The sequence below is a fragment of the Kordia algicida OT-1 genome (assembly GCF_000154725.1).
Classification (GTDB): domain Bacteria; phylum Bacteroidota; class Bacteroidia; order Flavobacteriales; family Flavobacteriaceae; genus Kordia; species Kordia algicida.
In genome coordinates, this window is the sequence record NZ_DS544873.1 from 3770100 (window position 1) to 3793333 (window position 23234).

Annotated in this window: 19 protein-coding genes; 5 read left to right on the forward strand and 14 right to left on the reverse strand. The window is 35.0% G+C overall.

Going from position 1 to position 23234, the window contains the following annotated elements; translation table 11 throughout:
• Window positions 1–1093: 1093 nt before the first annotated feature.
• Genes KAOT1_RS16150 through KAOT1_RS16160 form a run of 3 tightly spaced genes read right to left on the reverse strand, consistent with a single transcriptional unit; the run spans window position 1094 to window position 3516 of the window.
• A complete protein-coding gene (locus KAOT1_RS16150) occupies window positions 1094–2434 on the reverse strand; it encodes an MATE family efflux transporter (RefSeq protein WP_007095934.1) in 1341 nt (446 codons plus the stop codon).
• A complete protein-coding gene (locus tag KAOT1_RS16155) occupies window positions 2431–2940 on the reverse strand; it encodes a GNAT family N-acetyltransferase (RefSeq protein ID WP_007095935.1) in 510 nt (169 codons plus the stop codon). Before KAOT1_RS16155 ends, KAOT1_RS16150 begins: the two co-directional genes overlap by 4 nt.
• Window positions 2941–2982: 42 nt before the next feature.
• Window positions 2983–3516 (reverse strand): hypothetical protein, encoded by a 534-nt coding sequence (locus KAOT1_RS16160; protein WP_007095936.1) that lies wholly within the window; start codon window positions 3514–3516, stop codon window positions 2983–2985.
• Window positions 3517–3684: 168 nt separating this feature from the next.
• On the opposite strand from KAOT1_RS16160, the gene KAOT1_RS16165 reads away from it, so the two are divergent.
• Together KAOT1_RS16165 and KAOT1_RS23030 are read left to right on the forward strand one after the other, a co-directional pair.
• A complete protein-coding gene (locus KAOT1_RS16165) occupies window positions 3685–4479 on the forward strand; it encodes a universal stress protein (protein WP_007095937.1) in 795 nt (264 codons plus the stop codon).
• A 150-nt stretch (window positions 4480–4629) separates the two neighbouring features.
• Window positions 4630–4800: a hypothetical protein gene (locus KAOT1_RS23030; protein WP_157560155.1), complete on the forward strand. Its 171-nt coding sequence runs from the start codon at window positions 4630–4632 to the stop codon at window positions 4798–4800.
• Window positions 4801–4835: 35 nt separating this feature from the next.
• On the opposite strand, the gene KAOT1_RS16170 is transcribed toward KAOT1_RS23030, so the two are convergent.
• From KAOT1_RS16170 to KAOT1_RS16195, 6 genes are all read right to left on the reverse strand, one after another.
• Window positions 4836–5684, reverse strand: coding sequence for an alpha/beta hydrolase family protein (locus KAOT1_RS16170; protein ID WP_007095938.1), 849 nt, complete (start codon window positions 5682–5684; stop codon window positions 4836–4838).
• A gap of 2 nt (window positions 5685–5686) precedes the next feature.
• Window positions 5687–8452 carry a PD-(D/E)XK nuclease family protein gene (locus KAOT1_RS16175; protein ID WP_007095939.1) on the reverse strand — a complete coding sequence of 922 codons (2766 nt, stop codon included), beginning with the start codon at window positions 8450–8452 and terminating at the stop codon, window positions 5687–5689.
• Window positions 8453–8523: 71 nt separating this feature from the next.
• Complete coding sequence (locus KAOT1_RS16180; protein WP_007095940.1) at window positions 8524–9897, reverse strand: OmpA family protein; 1374 nt, start codon at window positions 9895–9897, stop codon at window positions 8524–8526.
• Window positions 9898–10019: 122 nt separating this feature from the next.
• Window positions 10020–11213 carry a glycine C-acetyltransferase gene (gene kbl / locus KAOT1_RS16185; RefSeq protein ID WP_007095941.1) on the reverse strand — a complete coding sequence of 398 codons (1194 nt, stop codon included), beginning with the start codon at window positions 11211–11213 and terminating at the stop codon, window positions 10020–10022.
• Window positions 11214–11339: 126 nt separating this feature from the next.
• Entirely contained in the window at window positions 11340–14483 is a 3144-nt protein-coding gene (locus KAOT1_RS16190) for a UvrD-helicase domain-containing protein (protein ID WP_040560130.1), read from the reverse strand.
• 104 nt (window positions 14484–14587) lie between these two features.
• Window positions 14588–14902, reverse strand: coding sequence for a hypothetical protein (locus KAOT1_RS16195; protein ID WP_007095943.1), 315 nt, complete (start codon window positions 14900–14902; stop codon window positions 14588–14590).
• 335 nt (window positions 14903–15237) lie between these two features.
• Here KAOT1_RS16195 and KAOT1_RS16200 point away from each other — a divergent pair, with 335 nt between their 5' ends.
• Window positions 15238–15846, forward strand: a complete 609-nt coding sequence (locus tag KAOT1_RS16200) for a superoxide dismutase (RefSeq protein WP_007095944.1) — start codon at window positions 15238–15240, stop codon at window positions 15844–15846.
• An 892-nt stretch (window positions 15847–16738) separates the two neighbouring features.
• Here the strand turns inward: KAOT1_RS16200 and KAOT1_RS16205 are convergent.
• From KAOT1_RS16205 to purN, 5 genes are all read right to left on the reverse strand, one after another.
• Window positions 16739–18637, reverse strand: coding sequence for an amidophosphoribosyltransferase (locus KAOT1_RS16205; RefSeq protein ID WP_007095945.1), 1899 nt, complete (start codon window positions 18635–18637; stop codon window positions 16739–16741).
• Between the two features lie 69 nt (window positions 18638–18706).
• A complete protein-coding gene (locus tag KAOT1_RS16210) occupies window positions 18707–19633 on the reverse strand; it encodes a PfkB family carbohydrate kinase (protein ID WP_007095946.1) in 927 nt (308 codons plus the stop codon).
• 112 nt (window positions 19634–19745) lie between these two features.
• Window positions 19746–20336 (reverse strand): START domain-containing protein, encoded by a 591-nt coding sequence (locus KAOT1_RS16215; protein ID WP_007095947.1) that lies wholly within the window; start codon window positions 20334–20336, stop codon window positions 19746–19748.
• Window positions 20337–20394: 58 nt separating this feature from the next.
• The gene (gene rnhA, locus KAOT1_RS16220) at window positions 20395–20871 is read right to left on the reverse strand and encodes a ribonuclease HI (RefSeq protein ID WP_007095948.1); all 477 of its coding nucleotides are present in this window, start codon (window positions 20869–20871) and stop codon (window positions 20395–20397) included.
• Window positions 20872–20873: 2 nt separating this feature from the next.
• A complete protein-coding gene (gene purN / locus KAOT1_RS16225; RefSeq protein WP_007095949.1) occupies window positions 20874–21446 on the reverse strand; it encodes a phosphoribosylglycinamide formyltransferase in 573 nt (190 codons plus the stop codon).
• A gap of 188 nt (window positions 21447–21634) precedes the next feature.
• On the opposite strand from purN, the gene KAOT1_RS16230 reads away from it, so the two are divergent.
• Together KAOT1_RS16230 and fabF are read left to right on the forward strand one after the other, a co-directional pair.
• Window positions 21635–21871, forward strand: coding sequence for an acyl carrier protein (locus tag KAOT1_RS16230; protein ID WP_002988156.1), 237 nt, complete (start codon window positions 21635–21637; stop codon window positions 21869–21871).
• Window positions 21872–21979: 108 nt separating this feature from the next.
• Window positions 21980–23230: a beta-ketoacyl-ACP synthase II gene (gene fabF / locus KAOT1_RS16235; RefSeq protein ID WP_007095950.1), complete on the forward strand. Its 1251-nt coding sequence runs from the start codon at window positions 21980–21982 to the stop codon at window positions 23228–23230.
• Window positions 23231–23234 lie beyond the last annotated feature (4 nt).

A 23234-nucleotide genomic window follows, 5' to 3' on the forward strand; every position in this document is an offset into this window, starting at 1 on the left:
GAATCAGGATGTTTTCAAAAACTGTTTATATTTTGATAGTAGATTTTAGTTTTCAAGAATAGTTAGTAATTCGTAATGAAAAAAGTATTGAGTATTTAGATGTGAGTATTGAGAAGCTTCAAAGAAAATTTATCATTTTTTAAAGTCAAATTTCAAAAACTTAGCGTCAAGCTGAACTTGATTCAGCTTCTGATAAGAGTAAGCACTTCGTGAAAATCATCAACACAAAGAGAAGGAAAGGCAAAAAAATTCGTGAATTCGTGTTAAAAAAGTATTGGGTGTTTAGATGTGAGTATTGAGAAGCTTCAAAGAAAATTTATCATTTTTTAAAGTCAAATTTCAAAAACTTAACGTCAAGCTGAACTTGATTCAGCTTCTCATAAGAGTAAGCACTTCGTGAAAATCATCAACACAAAGAGAAGGAAAGGCAAAAAAATTCGTGAATTCGTGTTAAAAAAGTATTGGGTATTTAGATGTGAGTATTGAGAAGCTTCAAAGAAAATTTATCATTTTTTAAAGTCAAATTTCAAAAACTTAACGTCAAGCTGAACTTGATTCAGCTTCTGATAAGAGTAAGCACTTCGTGAAAATCATCAACACAAAGAGAAGGAAAACCAAAAAAATTCGTGAATTCGTGGTAAAAAAAGTATTGAGAATTTAGATATGAGTATTGAGAAAGGAAACATACATCATTAAGTATTTTCAAGAAAAGCTTTTGGTTTCACATAACAAACAGTGAGCAATTCGTGAATTCGTGGTAAAAAGTATAAAGTAATCTTGTTTGTCGTTCGAATATGAATTTGTCTTTGCAAACAAACAGATTACCACGCGTTGAAACGCTCGTAAGGACGTTTCTAAGCGTGTCTAAAAACGTTATTGATGAGGCAATTTGAGAATTTGAAAATGTATCAATTAGTTTCAAACAACATTCAAATTTGTCTTATAAACGTATTTTAAAATTTAGCATTTTATATAAAATCAAATAATGATCTCAGAAACAACCTTAAATCTTTAAATTGAGCGAAGCGAACCTAAAAGCAAAGCGCGTCTAAGTCAGTCTAAGCAAGTCCAATTCCAGTCTAAAAAAGCCAAATCACGAATTAATTTTCTTCACTTTCGGAACAAATTCTTTTCTAAAAAAATAAATTAATGGAAAACCGCGTGCAACAATCCAAAAAGTAAAGGCAATCCAAACGGCGTAGAGTTTTAAATTAAGCTGATCGAGCACAAAAATTGTTGGAATAAAAACTGCAAAAGTGGCAAAAAGCAAAACGTTTCTAAGTGTTGCCATTTTTCCTAATCCTTTAAATATTCCATCAAAAATAAATGCAATGGCACACAGCGGTTGCATGGCAAGCACTAAAGCAAAAACCGTATAAAATTCTTCTAAAACAGCTTGTTCTTTTGTAAAGATTCTTCCAATAGGATAATATAAAATTCCACCAACAATAAACATGGCAACTCCAACCAAAATTGCATATTTAATAAGTCGATTGCTCAATTTTACCAATTCCTCATAGTTTTCTTCTCCGTAAAGTTTTCCTGACAGAATGTTTCCTGCGCTTGAATAACCGTCAATGATAAATGCGCCAAAGAACCAAATGTTAAGCAAAATGGTGTATGCCGCGCTGTATTCAGCTCCGTAAGCTGCCGAAAAGGAGGTTCCGAAGTATAACGCCACATTTAATGCAATAGTTCTGATTACAAGATTGAGAATCATTACTGCGAGATTGGGCAATTCTTCATGCAATGGTAATTGTATTTTGAGCGGAATTTGTGTTTTTTTCAATAGAAATATTACTGAAAGCAACGCCATAAATATTTGCGAAAATAGACTTGCGTAAGCCGCGCCTTCTACATGCATAGCAGGAATATATCCTTCAATTCCGTAGACAAGAGCAAAATCTAAAGCAACATTGAGCAATGCGCCAATAATAGCAATTATCATCGGAATGAGCGTGTTTTGCAAACCTCTAAAGATTCCGAAAATAGCAAAAGTGAGTAGGGTAAAAGGCAAGCCAAAAATACGAATTCGGTAATACGAACTGCTGTAATCTAAGATGATTCCTTCAGCATTGTAAAAGTTGAGAATTTGTTCTGCAAACGGATAAGTAATGAGAATTAACAACAAACTAATCGCCAAAATGATTCCGATAGCTTGTGCAGGCAAGGTTTTGATTTGATCGAGTTTGTTAGCGCCTAAGTATTGTGAAACCAACGCAGAAATTGCACTACGCGTTTGTCCAAAAACCCAAACTAACATCGAAATGAATGCACCTGCAATTCCCACAGCAGCCAATGCTTCCGTAGCATTTGTAGCTACGTTTCCAACAACTGCGGTGTCTGTGATAGACAATAAAGGTTCGGCGATTCCGGCAATGAGCGCAGGAATTGCGAGTTTGTTGACAAGTGATGTAGTGACTTTTGTTTTCAAAGGATTTTCTCGTAACAGTAAAATGGATATACACTTTGTTTGGGAAAGTATATATTTTCAAGCTTTTTGTAGCCGCGAAGTTCGTAAAACTTTTGGTTTCTAGCGTTCTTACTAAACGTGTCTAATCTTATGGAACGATAATTATTTTCTATCGCGAAGTTTTCTGCAAAATCCATCAAATATTGCGCATAGCCTTTTCCTTGATTTTCTGGATGAATTGCCAAACGATGAATGTATACGCTTGTATCATCTGGCGAAAGCCAATTAACCGTTTTGTATTCTTCATCCATCAAGCTGGAAATTACGATAGAACCCATAATTTTGTTTTCATAAAGCAATATATAAAGTTCGTTGCGTGCTACATCATTTTCAAAAGCGTTTCGGTTGGGATAGTTTTCATTCCATTGAAAAATTCCTTTTGTAACCATGTGTTTTGCGCAGGCTTTTGTAATGCTCAATAAGGTATCAATATCTTGAGAAGTTCCTTTGCGAATGTGTAAATTCATGCGTGTTTTTATTTCTTTTGATAGGCGATTTAAATAATTTCATTACCATTCTCGCCATAAATCTGCCAAACCTTCTCCATCTGCATAGTTTTCAGGGTTGAGTCCTGCGGCAACTGTTATTTCATCGATGAGTTCGCATAAATCTTCTCGTTCGCCCGTTTCAATGAGTCCTTCAACTTTATCATTTAAACTGTTGAGTGCATTTACGGCTGTTTCAAAAAGTGCAAGTTTTTCTTTTTCGCTTCCGTGTTCGCCAATTTTGAGTAGTCCTGCAATTAAATTGTCAAAAATAGCTTTGGCAGCATTGCAATTTTCTTCTGTGTATTGTTCCATATCGTATTCAAAAAATGCTTCTCGCCACGATTCAAATGGATATCCTTTTTTGGTTTGAAGAAGTTTTTCTGAATAGGTTCGATTGTCCTTTTCAATAGTAGTTGCAACGCTTTTAGGTTCTTGAATTACTTTGGGTTTTTCTGGAGTTTTTGATGGATTGTTCTTTTTTATCAAATGTAAAATTAGATAGATGATTCCGCCAATAAGTACGATTCCGAGAATTGTGAGTAAGAGTACATTCATAAGTGAAGGTTGTTTTTAGCAATGTATATTCGGCTACAGCTAAAACTATAATAATCTCGAATAAGATCAAAAGAATTAAAAACGTTTTTTTGTAGTTGCAGTGTTTTAAAAAAATGAAATATCACAATAGAATTAAAAAATGATTATTTTTGCAAAAAATAGTAGACAATGAAAAATATATTAGTTCCCATAGGAGAATCTGCAAATGCCAAGAATACGTTGCAGTACGCGATTGATTTCGCCAAAGCGATGGACGCAAAGGTATTTGTATTTAGAGCATTTCAAGTGCTGTCTAAAGCAGGAACAATTTTGAATGTCGATGAAATCGTTGGTCGTGAGACCACAAGCAACGTAAAAGAAGTTGTAGCAAGTGTAGACTTAAAAGGAGTTGATGTTTCTATAATTTCTGCCAAAGGAAATGTGATTGATAGTATCAATTCTATTGATAAAGAATTGGGAATCGATTTGATTATTCTTGGTCCAAGAAGCAATTCTATTAAAGAAGAAGTGTTTTTAGGAAATACATCAGGAAGTATTGTAAAGCAAACAGATATTTCCGTTTTGGTTGTGCCAGAAGGTTATACGTTTCAACCTATTAAAAAGGTGTTGACAGCTATAAAATCTGGAGTGATTAAACGCAAAGAAGTGTTGCAACCTTTGGAAACAATTTTGGAGAAATTTGGCGCAAAAATGCGTTTGTTACAAGTAAAAACGCCCAACTTTTTAGAAGAAGATTTAGAGTTTCATTCAGAATTGGCAGCTATTACTTCGGCATACAAGAGTTCGGAAAATGCTACGTTGTTTCAAGGTGTTTTAGAACATTTAAACGCGAATAATCCTGATATGATTTGCGTTTTTAGACGTAAACGCGGATTTTTTAAGAAACTTTGGGAGCAGAATTCTATTAAGAAAGTTGATTTTGAAAGTCGTTTGCCTTTGTTGGTTTTAAAAGGAACGGAATAAAGAAAAATTTATATTTTAATAATACAGAAAGCTATTCAAAAATCATTTTTGAATGGCTTTTTTATAGGTAACTACTTGGTATTACGGGAATACCGTAAGTCTTTGCGTAGGTATTTTGGTAAATTTAGTCTTTAACTAAAATATCATATTATGAAAAAAAGAAACTTAAAAAAGTTGAGCTTAGACAAGAAAGTAATCAGTAGTCTTAAAACTGAGATTATCAAAGGGAAATTCAGGAGAGGTTCAGATAATCCAGATTGTAGCGGTGATACTGCAATTGTATACACTTGTCACGAGACATGCCATCAGCAAGAGCGATAAAATGTACAGAAAAGTGAGCCTAAAAACTCACTTTTTTATGCTTTAATAAAATTAAGTGTTGTTTGTACAACGTCTGTCAAATGGTTTGGTAAGCTTGTTTCGTTCCACGGATGACGCGCGCCAAATACATGATCGGCATTTTCTATGAGATGCAATTTACTGTTAGGATTCCATTGATGGAGTTGTGTTGCTTCTGCTACCGAAACCGCAGGATCTGAAGTTCCATGAATGATGAAGTGCGGAATGTGTAAATTTTTGGTTGCGCTTTCAATATTCAAACGTTCTGAATTTGCTTGAAAATCTTCAAAAAACTGATAAAAATGTGGCATTTCTTGCTTCGTTCTACCATTTATCACATAATACACACCTGAATTTTTCCAGTCTTCCAACTTTTCTCCTTTCGGGAATCGTGATGCGTAATCAGAAACGCCTGCCCAAGAAATTACGTTTGAAATGTTACGTTCTTCTGCTGCTTTAATCGTGACAATTCCGCCACCGCGCGAATGTCCAATTAAGGAAATGTCTTGTGTGTTTGCTTCCGCAGAATGTTCAAAAGTGTCACTCACAAGATGATTGATGACATATTGTAAATCGTCCAACTCTTTGGTGTAATTATTTTCTCCGAACGCTTCCAAATCTGGAAAATCGATTGGTTGTTCTATAGTGCCGCCGTTGTGCGAAAAATTGAATTTTACGAAAAAGCAATCCGCTTTAGCGAACGCTTCTGCTACCAAATCCCATGCGCCCCAATCTTTAAAACCTTTGTAACCGTGACAAAAAATGACCACAGGCTTCTGCTGATCGTTCTTTTTAAAAAAGTAATCAATTAGTATGCTTTTATCGTTTTTACGCGTTAAAACGTTGTTTTTAAGCTTCTGTATCATGTTTAGACTTCTTTTTCGGTGAATGGAATTTCCATATTGCAAATTTCGAGAATGAGTTGTTTCAACTCCACAACAAAATCATCTAAAGTTTCGGCAGTAATCAACTGATTTTTGTTGCGACTTCTTGCAGAATCTTTCGTTCCAAATTTTAAAAATCCGCTTTGTAAATTTTTAAACGAAATAATTCCCGCTTCCGTTTCCTGCTGAAACGCCTGTTTTTGGTAAATCATGTATGCATACGCCAATACTTGAAAACTTTTGCTGAATTTATAATCTTGCGTTAGCAAATCCCAATCGACAATTTCTACATCACCTTGCGACACTTTTCCCGTTTTATAATCTATAATACGCATAACGCCATCAAGTTCGTCCACACGATCTACTTTTCCGCCAATATACACAGGGAAATCGAGTTCAGGAATGTCAACTTTAGCTTTTAAGGTTTGCTCTATTTGTAGAATTCGCAGTGTTTTTCCGCTTTTTAACGTTTGCAATTCTTGTTGTAAAAAGTTGGTCACATAACGTTTGGCAACATTGAAAATGATGAGGTTTTTTCCACGATGAATGTTTCCTTCTCCGTAGGTTTTCTTGAAGTTTTCAACGACTAATGGTTCCACATTTTTAAACATTGCTTTGATATCTTCTGTTGCGATAATTTTTCCTTCAAAAGGTTTGTATAGCAACTCCAACGTATCATGTACAACGGTTCCAAGTGTATTAGCGGCAACGGTTTCTTCTACGGCTTCGTATTCGTTAATTCCTAGAATTTTTTGATAATAGAAATCTATCGGGTTTCGAATATAGGATGTCAATGCAGAAGGCGAAAAACCTTTGTTGGCAATGTCTTTCATACGCTTTTGCATGGAAGCTTCTTTTTGTACTTCCTGCATTTGATGCGTAATTTTTGGAACAGTCGGAATTACCACATTTTGCGTCAACGTATGATTTGGCATATTGTAGGTTTCCAATTGCATTAAAAAACGACTTCGTTCGCCGCCATTTAATCCATCGGCTTCGGTATTGTATAATAAATATACGTTTTCGGCTCTGTGCAACAATCGGTAAAAGTGATACGTATAAATCGCATCTTTTTCTTTATAGGTTGGTAAATTGAACTGTTTTTTGAGATCAAACGGAATAAATGAATTGTTGCTTTTTCCTGATGGTAAAATGCCTTCATTTACAGAGGAAAGAATCACGGTTTTAAAATCGAGTACGCGTGTTTCCAACATTCCCATTAATTGCAATCCTTGTAAGGGTTCGCCTTTAAAATCGAGCGTTTCTGTACTGATGATTTCTTTATACAGCGCTAGTAACGACTTAATATCTGTGATGTAATTGTGTTGTTTGGTTAAGTGTTGTAGTTGATTGAAAACTTCGTTGAAACGATATAAATATTCCAACGCCAATAAATGTTGCTCGCGATCTTCAATCAATTTTGTTTTTAAACGGCGAATTAACGTTACACAATTTTGAATGGCGAGTTTTGGTTTATCGTTCCAATATGTAAAAAGCATTTCTGCAATGTCTTGTACGTGTTTTGGAAAACGCGCTACAATGACTTCCGTACTTACGTAGATAATATTATTAGTCTGAATGTATTCTATAATATCTGCCGCCAAATTTTTGTCTTCTTGCTGAAATAATGGACGCAAATTGGTGTCCGACAATACATTGATGATGTTTTTATAGTAAAAAGTATCGTTTCTGTGATGTTCCTGGAGAATGTATAAATTGTTAAAGGTTGTCGCAAGTGGAATGTCTTTTAGTGGAAATCCCATCGTAATATTTAAGCGTTCTATTTCTTGCGGAAGCGAATTTAAACAAGGAATTAATAATTGTTCATCACCTAAAACCACAGCAACATCTTGCAACGTTTCGTCTTGTTTCTGTAAGGTTTGAAGAATCTCTCCAATATATTTTGCTTGCGTAACGTTTTTTGGAATACCTATGATGTCAATATTTTTTTTGGATGAAAAATTATTGGCTACCCAAGAAAAATCATGCTTCTGGAAATAATTCCATTCATATCTGTGACGACGTAAAAACAAACTGGCATCGTGTTCAGGATCGTCAAAAAATACATGATCGGTGTCCCATAAAATTTCTGCCAAACCGACTTCTAGAAACTCTTGAATAATCTTTTCTTCGGCAGTATTTAAGGCATTAAAACCAATAAAATAATGTTTTTTATCTTCGTTTTTCTGCAAATAAAACTCCAAACTATCTACAGCTTCCCTGTATACCAAACCTTGGTAGGCAATTCCTTTTTGCGTAATTCTATTGGTAAGCGCGCCGTAATAATGCTCTAGCTTGTCCCAAAATTTCAAATAATTATTCATTAAGTCGCTAGGTTCTTTGTCTGGCGACCATTGTTGAATTCTTTGAATGGCACTTAAATAATTAAATATATCCTTATGGGAAATTAAATACCGATCAATTTCGTTGAAATCCTGCAATAGTATTTGTGCCCATTTGGAAAAGGAATCAAATGGTTCTTGTGCATCTTTTGGTGTGAGTTCTTTGTAAACTGTGTAAAATTCAAAAAGTAATTCGGTATTACTTACGGAAGTATATCCTGAGATTTCTTCTACCAATTCTTCAATACTGAGAATATTTGGTGCAAAGGATGTTTTTTGAATTTGTTGCGAAAGTTCGTGTTTTAGGAAGACACCTGCTCTTTTGCTAGGCAATACCAACGTAAGATTGCTGATATTGGTATTGTTTTCTAAAATATAATGAACAACATGCGACAGGAATGACTTCATGTTGTAAAAATAAAAAAACGCCTCGATATATCGAGGCGTTTCTTATGAAGTTTATTTTGAAAGGGAATTAATTAGTTCTTTACTAATTTGATTTCAACTCTTCTGTTTTGAGCTCTTCCTTTTCTTGTTCTGTTTGAAGCGATAGGCTCGTTTTCACCGTATCCGATAGCAGTAAATTTGTTACTTAATTTTGACTCTAAGTAAGACTTAACTGCATTTGCTCTCTTTTCAGATAACTTTTGGTTTAGAGAATCAGATCCAACGCTATCAGTGTGACCACCAATTGTGAATTCTTCAGCTGGGAAACCTTTAATTAACTCAACGATCTTGTTTAAGATTTCGTAAGTTTCTTGCTTGAAAGAATCTTTTCCTGAGTTGAAGTATACTGTTCTAGCTAAGTTATCTAACTCAGTGATTTCGATTTCAGTCATTCTTGGAATTGGAGGACATCCGTCATTCTCAGCAACACCAGCTACTTCTGGACATCTGTCATCTTTGTCTAATACTCCGTCACCGTCTTTGTCAGTCCATGGGCATCCTTTGTTTGCAGATGGACCAGCTTCGTTAGGACAGTTATCTTTAGCGTCAGTGATTCCGTCACCATCAGCATCAGGACATCCGTTCATTGCAGCAGTACCTGCTACTTCTGGACAGTCATCTTTAGCATCAGCGATTCCGTCACCGTCAGTATCAGGACATCCGTTTAATGCAGCTAAACCTGCAGTATCAGGACAGTCATCTTTACTATCTTCGATTCCGTCACCGTCAGTATCAGGACATCCGTTGAATTCTGGTAATCCTTTTACGTCTGGACAAGCATCGTCTTTGTCATAAATTCCATCTTCGTCAGTATCTTTTCCACCAAATTTGATAGCAATACCTGCCATGTGTTGGAAGTGAGGAGCTAAATAATCCTCGAAAGAATGCTTATAAGTAGATTGTAAGTTAAATGCAATGTTTTCTGTAAACCAGTAGTTGAAACCTAAACCTCCGTTTACTGTTCCTGCTCCGATATCATCAACCCAAGTGTAACCACCACCAACTTCTAAATATGGATCAAATTTACCCATGTCGTAAAGTTCGTTAATGTTGTACTTGATAAGTGCGTCGAATCCGTAGTAAGTTAAATCTTCTACTTTTACATCTCCGTACTTTTCGATTCTGTTAACAGAACCTCTTGCTCCAACAGAAAATCCGTCTCCTACATATTTAGAAACGCTGATTGAAGAAAGTGTTGGTAGGATGTTATAGTGGTCTCCTACATTGAAGTATTCGTCAAACCACTTTCCTGTAATACCAGCTGCTTCCATATCATTTGTTGGATAGAAGTCAACAGCATTAACGGCAATGTTAATTTGCCAAGGGTTATTTTCGTCTTGAGCTTTTACGTTGCTGAATCCTACTACAAGCAACAAAGCAACTAAAAATCTGCTAAGATGTTTCATGTTTTAATTATTTAATTTTAAGTGTTAATTAAAGGACAAATGTAAGTTGTTAATACTTATTAACAAAGACAAATATATTAATTTTTTTAGAATCCATTAAGAAATATGTGTATTTAAACTTTTTAAATCACTTTTAATTCTTTTCCAATCTCTGTAAACGCAGCGATAGCTTTGTCTAAGTGTTCTTTGGTATGCGCCGCAGATAACTGCACTCGTATCCTTGCTTTTTCTTTTGGAACTACTGGATAGAAGAACCCAATTACGTAGATTCCCTTTTCCAGGAGCTTATCTGCCATTATTTGTGACAGTTTTGCATCGTATAGCATTACAGGTACAATTGCAGAATCGCCATCTACAATATCAAAGCCTGCATTTTTGATTCCTTTTTTGAAATATTCGGTGTTGTCTGCCAATTTATCACGCAAAGTAGTATCATTTTCTAACATTTCAAATACTTTGATAGATGCACCAACAATGGCAGGTGCTAAAGAGTTAGAGAATAAATACGGTCTTGATCGCTGACGTAATATTTCAATGATTTCTTTTTTTCCGGTGGTATATCCGCCCATGGCGCCACCCATAGCTTTTCCAAGTGTTCCTGTAATGATGTCAATTTTGCCCATTACATTTTTTTCTTCAAGCGTTCCGCGACCTGTTTCACCAATAAAACCAGTGGCGTGACATTCGTCAATCATTATCATAGCATCATATTTTTCTGCTAAGACTGCAATTTCGTCCAATGGCGCTACCAATCCGTCCATAGAGAAAACTCCATCCGTTACAATGATTTTAAATCGTGCGCCATCTGCATTGGCTTGTTGCAATTGCTTTTCCAAGTCTGCCATGTCGTTATTTTGGTAACGATAACGCGCCGCTTTACACAAACGAACACCATCTATGATAGATGCATGATTGAGTGAATCAGAGATGATAGCATCTTCTTTCGTAAGCAATGGTTCAAAAACACCACCATTAGCATCAAATGCAGCTGCATATAAAATGGTATCTTCCGTACCGTAATAATCTGCTATTTTTTGTTCGAGCGTTTTGTGAATATCTTGCGTTCCACAAATAAAACGAACAGAAGACATTCCAAAACCGTGCGTGTCCATCGTATCTTTTGCTGCCTGAATTACCTCAGGATGCGACGATAAACCTAAGTAGTTGTTCGCGCAAAAATTAATGACAGTTTCTCCAGTGTTTATAGTAATTTCAGCTCCTTGCGCCGAAGTGATGACACGTTCTTTTTTGTAAAGTCCAGCATCTTTAATTTCTTGAAGTTCTTTTTGTAAGTGTTGTTGTATACTTCCGTACATGGTTGTTTGATTTTAGACAAAAATAGTTACGATTTTTGAGTTATACCATTTATAAATTGAATTTACTGCAATAAAAACTACTTTTTCGACTTATTTTTTAGAATTAATTCAAAATAATACCTCGTATTATATATATTTTACAACAATTTCTTCGTTGATGTACAGCAAGATTTTTTTCGTTACCACAAAATCCATTTCAATTAATGTATCGGCATATTCATATATTTTTTCTACGTAAAATGGATCGTGTTTTCCTGTTTTGTAGTCAATAATGATGGTTTCGTTGTTCGGATTGACCACAATTCTATCAGGGCGCAATATTGTTCCATTGCTTGAAATGATATCTTTTTCGTTGTATACTGTGTTATCTTGATGAAAATATGGCGCAATTTCAGTATGATTTACCACACGATTGATGCTTTCTGCAAGCTTTTCACGTTGTTGCTCGTCAATGATTCCTTTGCTAATGTATTCGTCCAACACAAAATCTATATCAGAAGGATATTTTATTTGCGCCAATACATCGTGAATTAGGTTTCCTTTTTCAATGGCTTCTTCCTGCGACGTGTCCCACAACAAACCTTGTTGGGTCATTAAATGCAAGTTGTGATCTTCTTTGGCTGTGCTTATAAATTTTTCTTGTTTGATGGTGTGAATTCCTTCGGAGTTGTCCGCTTCCGCGAGATTGTTCTCAGATTCCCCAAAAGTATAAGAGGAAATTTCATTATCCCAGCGTTCCAATTGTTTTAAGTAATTGATGAATAATCCTGAAAATGTTTGCAGTCGTTCGTTTCCATTGCGATCTACATCTTTTTTGGTAATCACATGCAATTGCTGTACAGGACGCGTAAACGCTACATAGAGGATGTTGAAATTATCTAATTCTAACTGCGATTGACGTTCTTGATACAGCGTTTCACCCAATTCGCCATATTCCTGAATGGAACTGTTTAAATTTAAATACGCTTCTTCAAAACCATTAAAATCTTCTGCATTGATTGGATACCAGAGTTTAGGCTCAATTTCTTTGTAAATATCAGTGTTTGCAAATGGAAAAATCACAACAGGGAATTCCAAACCTTTCGATTTGTGAATCGTCATAATTTGCACCGCATTTTCCGAGCCTGATGCTATGATACTTAAGTGATTCTTTTTCTTTTCCCAATGTTCTAGAAAACCTGCAAAACCGAGTTGTTTTTTTTGCGTGTATTCCAATACAAAATCTAGAAAAAATTGTACATATGCGTCTGATTTGTCGGTTAAATGGAATGCACGCACGCAATATTCTACCGCTTCGTATAATGATAATTGCAAGAAATAAGTAAAGTCAAAATCAAAGTCTAAAGCGTCAAATAATACTTCTGGATCTTGCTTTACGTGTGTTTTCAAAAAATCGTGCGTATTTGAAATCACGAGTTTTTCTGTTGCCAAATAGTTTAACAAATGCAGTTTGACTTCGTTGTTTTTTGGTTGAATTGCCAACCGAAGAATATCATTGATAAATTGTACAGCTCGCGAACGTTTGATGAGTAACGTTTCTGAAGAAATTATCGGAATTTCCTTTGATGACAACAGATCAGCAATGGCAATTCCTTCGCTTTTTCGGCGTGTTAGTACGCAAATGTCTTTGTATTTAAATCCTTTTTGAAGGGTTTCTTCAATTTTTTCGATTACTTTTTCAGGAATAATCTCAAATTCTTCTTCTACTGTTTTTGCTTCTACAAACTCAAATGACAGAAAACCACCTTTTTTATGGTTGGTTTCTTGAAAACTTCCATTTTTATAGATATCTATGTAATTCTCTTGATGAAAAAACTGTGAAATGTGCGGAAAGAAACCATTGTTAAAGTTGATAATTTCGTCGTAACTGCGATAATTTCTTGGCAATTCAATCTTTTTATCTTGAACGAAAAAAGGATTTTCTCCATGAGACAGCTTGATAAATTGTTCTGCTTTTCCGCCACGCCAGCGATATATAGATTGTTTTGCATCGCCAACAATGGTAAGCGTTCCGCCTTTTCCTTCGGCGGTTTGCGTTTGGAGTTTGTTTGAAATTAACGGAATTAGGTTTTCCCATTGCATTTCAGACGTATCTTGAAATTCGTCAATAAAATAGTGTTTGTATTTTTCGCCCAAACGCTCATAAATAAATGGCGCAGGTTCATCTTTTATCGTTTCACTGATTAAAGTGTTAAATTCAGAAATTAATAATAAATTTTGTTCTTCTTTTATGGTTTCCAGCTCTTGCTGAATGGCGTTTAGTACTGAAAGCGGCGTTGTATTTTTATAGAAATTCTTTAAAAAACTGAGTTCGTACACGTTTTCTTTACAACTCAGATATATTTCGTTTAATTGTGGTAATAAAGCATCAATTGTGGATGCTTTCGCAGGATCTAATGCTTTTTTATAGACATTTCCATTTGCTAAACTTTCGCCCAATTTGTTTCCGTACAGGCTTTTTTCATTGAAATCTTTATCAGCAATTTTCTTGAAATGATTTGGCAAGGTTTTTCGTAGAAAATCTTCAAATTCCAATCCTGCATTTTGAATCAATTCTAAAACCGTTTGTCCTGCTTTAGCGAGTTCTTCGGAAGTCGTGTTTATTTTTGTTTTGAGCAACGTTTTCAATGCGCTAAAATCTTCAAGAATTTTGTCTTTTAGCTTCCACAGATGTGGTTTTTCGTTTTCATTCAACAGTAATTTGGCAATTTTATTCAAGTCGAACGAAATATCCCAACTTTTATCATCATCGGCTTTTTCTAGTGCATATTCAATCAATACATCCGAAATGAGTTTGTCTTCTCCAGCTTTTGAAATGAGTTGATCTACGGCTTCATTTAGTAAAGCGTCTGTGTCCAATTCCACTTCAAAATTCAACGGAAGCTTTAAATCATACGCAAATGTTCTGATGACACTGTGCGTAAATTTATCGATTGTAGACACTTCAAAAAAAGCATAATTATGTAAGATGCTTTTTAAGACGTCTTTCGATTTTTGTTGTAATTGTGCCGGATGCAGCTTTAAATCTTCTGCCAATTCTACAAACATCGGCGAATTTTTACTTGCTTCATCAAACGCAAAAAGATTTAAATTTTGAATGATTCTAGCTTTCATTTCGGCGACAGCTTTATTGGTAAAAGTCACTGCCAGAATTTGCTTATACGTGTCTTTTTGAACAGATTTTAGAAGAATACGCAAATAGTCTTTAACGAGTGTATAGGTTTTTCCCGAACCCGCAGAGGCGTTATAAATGATAAAAGGTGTAGACACAAAAGGTTTTTTAAGCTTCTCACAAAGATAGTTTAAAATATAAAGTGGACATAAAACAAAAATCCAGCCTTCTTGAAAAGCTGGATTTTTTAATATGCTATTTTTTAGCAAACATAACCCGGGCATGAGATTCCGCCAGAATTTCCTCCTGTGCCACCAGTACCACCAGTTCCTCCAGTACCACCAGTTCCGCAATTGTTTACCGAACAGTTTGCAAAGGTGTAATTGTTACAGTTGGTATAATTGGTACACGTTACTGTTAAGTCACAATCTGAAACACATGTTTCGGCGATTGATAAGTCAATAGGTTCGCAATTTGCTCTAAAACTTCTAAATCCACCGACAATTTGGTCTTTTCCTAAGTTTGATACTTGTGTTTTCTTTAGCTGTAATCTTTTGATTAAATTCTTTTTTTTCATGATTTAAAAAATTTGGTTAAACAATTTTACTAGAGTTTCAAGTGGTTAATTTTCAACTCTTTGTATAAAGAAACGAAAAGTATTTTAAAAAAGTATATGCTTTTGTGTAGTATTTTTACGTTTTGAAACGTAAGTTAGATAAAAGGATAAGCGAAAGTAATTTAGTATTATTATAGGTGTTTTGTGTGATTAGAAATGTGAAAATTACACGTTTAGAATAGATTATCATTATGTGAATATTATCATAATCTTTTTTTGTGGTTTCGTTTTGTCGGTTGATATGATTAAATTTGTAAGTATAAAAACTAATGTTTAATTAAATAAAGAAGATAATAATGGCTTTCGAATTACCAAAATTACCATATGCATACGATGCTTTAGAACCTAATATTGATGCAAGAACGATGGAAATCCACCATTCAAAACATCATAACGGATATACAAATAAATTAAATGCTGCTATTGAAGGAACCGACTTAGAAGGAAAATCAATAGAAGATATTTTAACGAACTTAGACATGAGCAATTCAGGAGTTCGTAATAATGGAGGCGGATTTTACAATCACAGCCTTTTTTGGGAAGTAATGAATCCAGAAGATAGAGGATATCTTTCAGGCGAATTAAAAGATGCTATTGAAGCTGCATTTGGTTCAAAAGATGAATTTATTGATGCATTTAGCAAAGCGGCGGCAACTCAATTTGGTTCAGGATGGGCTTGGCTTTGTGTACACAAAGGAGGAAAAGTAGAAGTATGTTCTACACCAAACCAAGATAATCCGTTGATGCCAGAAGTTGGTTGTGGCGGAACTCCAATTTTAGGATTGGATGTTTGGGAACACGCATATTACTTAAACTACCAAAATAGACGTCCAGATTATATCAAAGCATTTTTTAATGTAATTAACTGGAATGAAGTGGAAAGACGTTATGCAGAAGCGAAGTAAATATTTTACTTTTTAATATATGAAAGACGGACAGTGATGTTCGTCTTTTTTTTACTTTGATTTCGCTCAACACAAGTGGTTTTGGGTAAGAATCTAGAATCTAGAGTCAGGATTTATGATTCACGATGTTTTCTAGAAAAATACGTCAAACTGAACTCGATTCGTTTCCCATAAGAGCGAGAGATATTTAAACAAGCAAAGCAAAAAACATCCGAAGCAGTCTAAAAGCACGAAGTGCGATCTAACAGCGAAGTGGTCTTACTTCTAATAGCGACAGCGGTCTAGTATTTGACTCAGGAATCTAGAATCAGGATTCAGGATATTTTCGTATAAAATTTTGAGTAAAAAATATAGCGTATGAGTAAGAAATCTAAAAGCACGAAGAGCGGTCTAACAGCGAAGCGGTCTTGATTCTAAAAGCGACAGCGATCTAAAAATAAAGCGGTCTAGTATTTGACTCAGGAATCTAGAATCAGGATTCAGGATATTTTCATATAAAATTTTGAGTAAAAAATATAGCGTATGAGTAAGCAGTCTAAAAGCGCGAAGTGCGATCTAACAGCGAAGCGGTCTTGATTCTAACAGCGAAGCAGTCTAAGAGATTCTCGCCTTTGCGGAAACAAGTCTAAGAGCGATAGTAGTCTAAAAAACAAAACGATTAAAAATAAAAAAAGGTGGAATAAACCACCTTTTTTTGCCCCAAATCTTACCATGAACTTAACCTACTTATGCTATGGCACTGCTAATGTAAGTAGACTCGTTAAAAGAGCACTAATAAATCAGACCAAATGCCGCTTTTTTAGACTAAGTGTATATTTTAACTTTTATTTATGAATTCAATACTCACAAATTATTTTTCTCATTGAAAAACAGTATTTGTGATTGCTAGCAATTAATACGCGCGCTCTTTGTTGCCTTCATAAAAGTTAATAAACGCTCGGTTTACCACTCGATTTCCTCCATCGGTTGGATAATTTCCTGTAAAATACCAATCTCCCAAATTGTTTGGGCATGCTTTGTTGAGGTTGGCTACTTTTTGAAAAATGACATTTACCTCCGCGTTTACTACATCTGTTTTGATAAGTTCACTTATTTTTTCTGAGATTTCTTCATCTGTAAAAGGAGCATAAATTTCTTTTACAAAGTTCTGAACATCGATATCTTTTAAGCTTTCTTGCGCTTTGCATTTGTGGTATACTTTTTCTACTAAATCGTACTCGTTACGTTCTTTTAATAATGACAATGCAGCTCTAAATGCAATTAAGTCTTCCATACGCGCCATGTCGATTCCGTAACAATCTGGATAACGAATTTGTGGCGCCGAAGAAACGACTACAATTTTCTTTGGATGCAAACGATCCATCATTTTAATGATACTCTTTTTAAGCGTCGTTCCGCGCACAATACTATCATCAATAATAACCAAGTTGTCTTCAGGTTTTATAACGCCATACGTAACGTCGTATACGTGCGCTACCAAATCATCACGACTGCTATCTTCCGTAATAAACGTACGAAGTTTTACATCTTTAATCGCAATTTTTTCCACACGCGGTCTTTCAGAAAGAATTTCGCGTACTTTTTCTGCCGATAAGGAACGTTGTCCGTTTAAGATTTCGTTGGTTTTACGCTCGTTTAAATATTCTTCTACAGCTTCTGTCAATCCAAAAAAGGAAGTTTCTGCGGTGTTTGGAATAAACGAAAATACGGTATTTTTTATGTCATCATCAATCGCGTTCAATACTTTTGGAAGTAATAATTTTCCAAGCATTTTTCGCTCTTTGTAGATTTCTGCGTCACTTCCGCGAGAAAAATAAATACGCTCAAAAGAACAGGCTTTGCGCTCTAATGGTGCTAAAATTTCTTTGGTTTGTACTGTGCCATTTTTCTTGATGATTAATGCATTTCCTGGATCAATTTCTTGTACATCGTCAAAATCTACATTGAATACGGTTTGAATCACAGGGCGTTCTGAAGCAACAACTACAATTTCATCATCTTTATAGTAATATGCAGGACGAATTCCCGCAGGATCTCTTAACACAAACGAATCTCCATGACCTAGTAATCCTGCCATGGCATAACCACCATCCCAATCTTTTGCTGATCTTTTTAAGATTTTAGCCAAGTTTAAACGTTCGGCAATAATTGGAGAAGCTTCTTGTTTGTTGTATCCTTCAGCTTTGAGTTTTTTGTATAATTTGGCAACCGCATCATCTAAGAAATGACCAATTTTTTCCATGATAGTAATCGTATCCGCTTTCTCTTTTGGATGTTGCCCAAGTTTGATTAGGTTTTCAAAAAGCTGATTCACGTTGGTCATGTTAAAATTTCCAGCGACAATCAAATTACGATGCATCCAGTTGTTTTGTCTTAAAAACGGATGCACACTTTCAATGCTGTTTTTACCAAAAGTACCATAACGTACGTGTCCTAAAAACAGCTCACCAACGTATGGCAATTCTGATTTTTGGCGTGAAACATCAGTATTCAAATCTGGTTTTTCTTCCAAAATTTCATTAATGCGTTGGTTTACTTGTGCAAAAATATCTTGAATAGGTTGTTGTTTGTTAGAACGAACTCTGCTAATGTAACGTTCGCCAGGGTTCATATCGAGCTTTATGCTAGCCAATCCGGCACCATCTTGCCCTCTGTTGTGTTGCTTTTCCATTAGCAAATACATTTTATTGATTCCATAAAATGCAGTACCATATTTTTCTTTATAGTATTCTAATGGCTTTAATAGTCTTAAAAGTGCAATACCGCACTCGTGTTTTAAAGCGTCACTCATTGTTGTAGTGTGTTGTGTTGTTGTTGCTTATTGTGACAAAAAAAAGCGCTCAGTTATGAGCGCGTTTTTTTAGTTTACTTCTATTTCAAACTGCGTCAGTTGTTTAAACTGCTTTAGGCGTTCTGTTATTTCTTCGTTTGTGAGCGATTCCATTCGTTGTGTTCCAAATTTCTCTACACAGAAAGATGCTAAGTTAGAACCATAAATGATGGCATTTTTCATGCTTTCAAACGAAATGTTTTCATGTTTTGCTAAATATCCAGAAAATCCTCCAGCAAACGTATCTCCAGCTCCTGTTGGATCAAAAACTTCTTCCAATGGCAATGCAGGTGCAAAAAAGATGTTTCCATCATTAAAAATTAATGCTCCGTGTTCTCCTTTTTTAATAACTACATATTCTGGACCCATTTCGTGAATTTTCTGTGCAGCTTTTACCAAAGAATATTCGCCAGATAATTGACGCGCTTCTTCATCATTAATCGTAATGACATCTACTTTTTTGATAACTGCTAATAAATCGTCCCAAGCACAATCCATCCAAAAGTTCATCGTATCCAATACAATCAACTTAGGTTTCTCTGCCATTTGATTTATCACACTCATTTGTACGCCAGGATGTAAATTTCCTAACATAACAATTTCAGAATCTTTATAATTTTCAGGAACAACAGGATTAAAATCTGCCAATACGTTTAGCTCTGTAGCCAATGTATCTCTAGAGTTCATATCGTTGTGATATTTTCCACTCCAAAAGAATGTTTTTCCTCCTTTTACAACTTCGATTCCAGAAATATCAATATTTCTAGCCGCTAACATGTCTAAATATTCTTGTGGAAAATCTTCTCCTACAACTGATACAATAGCAGAATCTACATTAAAGTTAGCAGCAGACAATCCGATATATGTAGCCGCGCCACCTAAGATTTTATCTGTTTTTCCAAATGGTGTTTCAATAGCATCAAAAGCAACCGTTCCTACAATTAATAATTTGCTCATTTTCGAATTAAAATTTTTGCAAACTTACATAAAATTTTCCCAAGAAAAATAGCTTGCATAGCTAGATGTATGATTTGTTATTTTTTTTCAAAGAAAGTATTGTGTTTATAAACTACTGAACTTTTTCTTTTAAGGCCAAAAAGTTATAATATGGAGCTCGTGTAATGGTACTATTTACAAACCAACTTGGCAAGTTTCCACTAGGATCGCCATGCATTTGATGTGTAATTTTTACCATATCATCTTTTTGTTCTAACAACCAATATCCTTCAAAATAAGTAATTCGTAAATAATCATCCAATATTGGATATGCATCAGAAGCTGCCATAATATCAATTCGCAATGCATCTTTGGTAATTCTTCTTGTTGTCAATAAAATGACAACATCTCGGTTGCGTAGTGGCCAAGGAAGATCTAAAGCCATCCATACAAGATGCTTATTTTCAGAAGATTTAGATAGTAACTTGCTATCAATAGCTTTGTAATTCCAATTGTGAAGTTGGTCGCCATCTAAAATAATTTCTTTGACTGTATTTAAAGAACTTTTAACGGTCATTTGAACTTTATAAGCCTTTATTTTGCTAGAATCTATAGATTTTGTGTAAATCTTAATATCATCTTTATCCTTCTTTAGTTTCCAATCTTCTTGGGCTAAAAGTGGTGTAAAAAATAATAAGCTAACAATAGCAATGTAGATTTTCATGTTTGATTTTGAGGGAATTATACATGCAAAAATACAAATATGATACCAAAAATACTATTTAAAACAATCTGTTGCTTTCACTTTCGTAAAAGGTATCAATTTTTAATTTTTCTTTTTTGGATGCTTCTACGGCTAAAAAATCACAACGTTCATTCTGTGGATGATTGTTATGACCTTTAATCCATTGAAAATGTACAATATGTTTTCGGTAAATTTTTAAAAAACGCATCCATAAATCTGCATTCTTTTTCCCTGAAAAGCCTTTTTTCTCCCAACCAAAAACCCATTTTTTCTCAACAGAATCTACCACATATTTCGAATCTGTAAACACTTTGGCTTCCGTATGCATGAACTTTAATTTCTCTAAAGCCACAATAACAGCTAACAATTCCATACGATTGTTGGTTGTTTTTCGATAGCCTTCAGAAAACTCTTTATGATACGGTTTTCCAACCCACTCCATCACAATTCCGTAGCCGCCTGGCCCTGGATTTCCTCTTGAAGATCCATCTGTATAAATATGTACATCTACCATAATTAAGAATTAGAAGTTAAAATTTGCTCAATAACTTCTGGAAAATGCTTATATTCTAGCTGATGAATCTTTTGGGCAACGCTTTCAGGCGTGTCAGTTTCTGTTAAATTGGTTGTAGCTTGGAAAATAATGGCGCCTTCATCATAATTTTCATTGACAAAATGTATGGTAATGCCACTTTCTTTTTCTTTATTTGCAACCACAGCAGTATGCACATGAGATCCATACATGCCTTTTCCTCCATATTTTGGGAGTAAAGCAGGATGAATGTTGATTACCTTGTTGGGGAAAGCCGCGAGAATATGTTCTGGAAATTTCCACAAAAAACCAGCAAGAACAATAAGATCAACTTGTGCACTTTGAAGCAAATTAAGCACATCATCACTGTGATACAAAGCAGTTCTGTTAAAGCTAAAGGCGCTGATTTTGTGGTTTTTAGCGCGATCTAAAACTTTGGCATGCTGATTGTTAGTCAGAACTTGAACAACGGAAGCATGAGTTCGTTCTTGAAAATATCGAATAATATTTTCAGCATTTGTTCCGGAACCTGAAGCAAAAATTGCAATACGCTTCATAAAAAGAATGAAATTTAAGTGACTGTTGTTTCGACAAAAAAAAGAATAATTATTAACAAAATGAAGGTAAAAGCAAATTACTTATTCTAAAAATTTAGTAAATTAGATCACATTTTTCGAACAAAATGTTGTTTTAAATTAAAGTTTTTTATTTTTGCCAACAATTAAATTTTAAAAACTATAAGATTATGTCAGACATTGCATCAAGAGTAAAAGCGATTATCGTAGACAAATTAGGTGTGGATGAGAACGAAGTAGTTGCGGAAGCAAGCTTCACTAACGACTTAGGAGCAGATTCACTAGATACGGTGGAATTAATTATGGAATTCGAAAAAGAATTCGATATCCAAATTCCAGATGATCAAGCAGAGAACATTGCAACTGTAGGTCAAGCTATCTCTTACATTGAAGAAGCAAAAAAGTAAGGAAAGAATAAAATTTCATATTTAAAAAAGACATTAGAATGCATTTTTGCATTCTAATGTTTTGTTAAAAGGGATTTCTTCTTAATTTTTTAAACTAACTTATCAAAGATGGAATTAAAGCGAGTTGTAGTTACAGGTTTGGGAGCATTAACCCCAATCGGAAATACAGTTGAAGAATATTGGGACGCACTGATCGCTGGTAAAAGCGGAGCCGCTCCAGTTACACATTTTGATCCAGAAAAGTTTAAAACAAAATTTGCCTGCGAGGTTAAAAATTTTGAAGTTACCGATTTTATTCACCGCAGAGAAGCTAGAAGAATGGATAAGTTTTCGCAGTATGCAATGGTCGCTTCCGATGAAGCAATCGCAGACTCAAAACTTGATCTAGAAAGCATAAACAAATTAAGAGTTGGAGTTATTTGGGGTGCCGGAATTGGTGGACTGGAAACTTTTCAAGAAGAAGTTATCAACTATGCCAATGGTGACGGAACACCAAAATTTAACCCTTTCTTTATTCCAAAAATGATCGCAGATATTGCTCCTGGAAATATTTCCATTAAATATGGATTTATGGGACCAAATTATACTACTGTATCTGCATGTGCATCATCAGCAAACGCTATGATTGATGCATTAAACAATATTAGATTAGGACATTGTGACGTAATTGTTACGGGTGGAAGTGAAGCCGCAGTAACCATTGCAGGAATGGGTGGTTTTAACGCCATGCATGCCATGTCTACACGAAACGATGATCCAAAAAGTGCTTCGAGACCATTTGATGCAAATCGTGATGGATTTGTACTTGGAGAAGGAGCTGGTGCTATCGTACTTGAAGAATACGAGCATGCAAAAGCAAGAGGCGCAAAAATATATGCTGAGGTCGTTGGTGGCGGATTATCATCTGATGCTTACCACATGACAGCACCACATCCTGATGGAATTGGCGTGATTGCTGTAATGAAAAACTGCCTTCAAAATGCAGGAATGCAAGCAGAAGATGTAGATCATATCAACACACACGGAACATCAACTCCACTAGGAGATGTAGCAGAGCTAAAAGCCATTACAGAAGTATTTGGTGAGCATGCTAAAAATATAAATATCAACTCTACCAAGTCCATGACTGGGCATTTGTTGGGAGCCGCTGGAGCAATTGAAGCTATTGCCTCTATTCTTGCCATTGAGCACGGAATTGTTCCGCCAACCATCAATCATTCTACAGTAGATGAAAATATTGACCCAAGTTTAAATTTAACGTTAAATAAACCTCAAAAACGAGATGTAAAAGTTGCCATGAGTAACACCTTCGGTTTTGGCGGTCATAATGCTTGTGTATTATTTAAAAAGTTAGATTAATCCA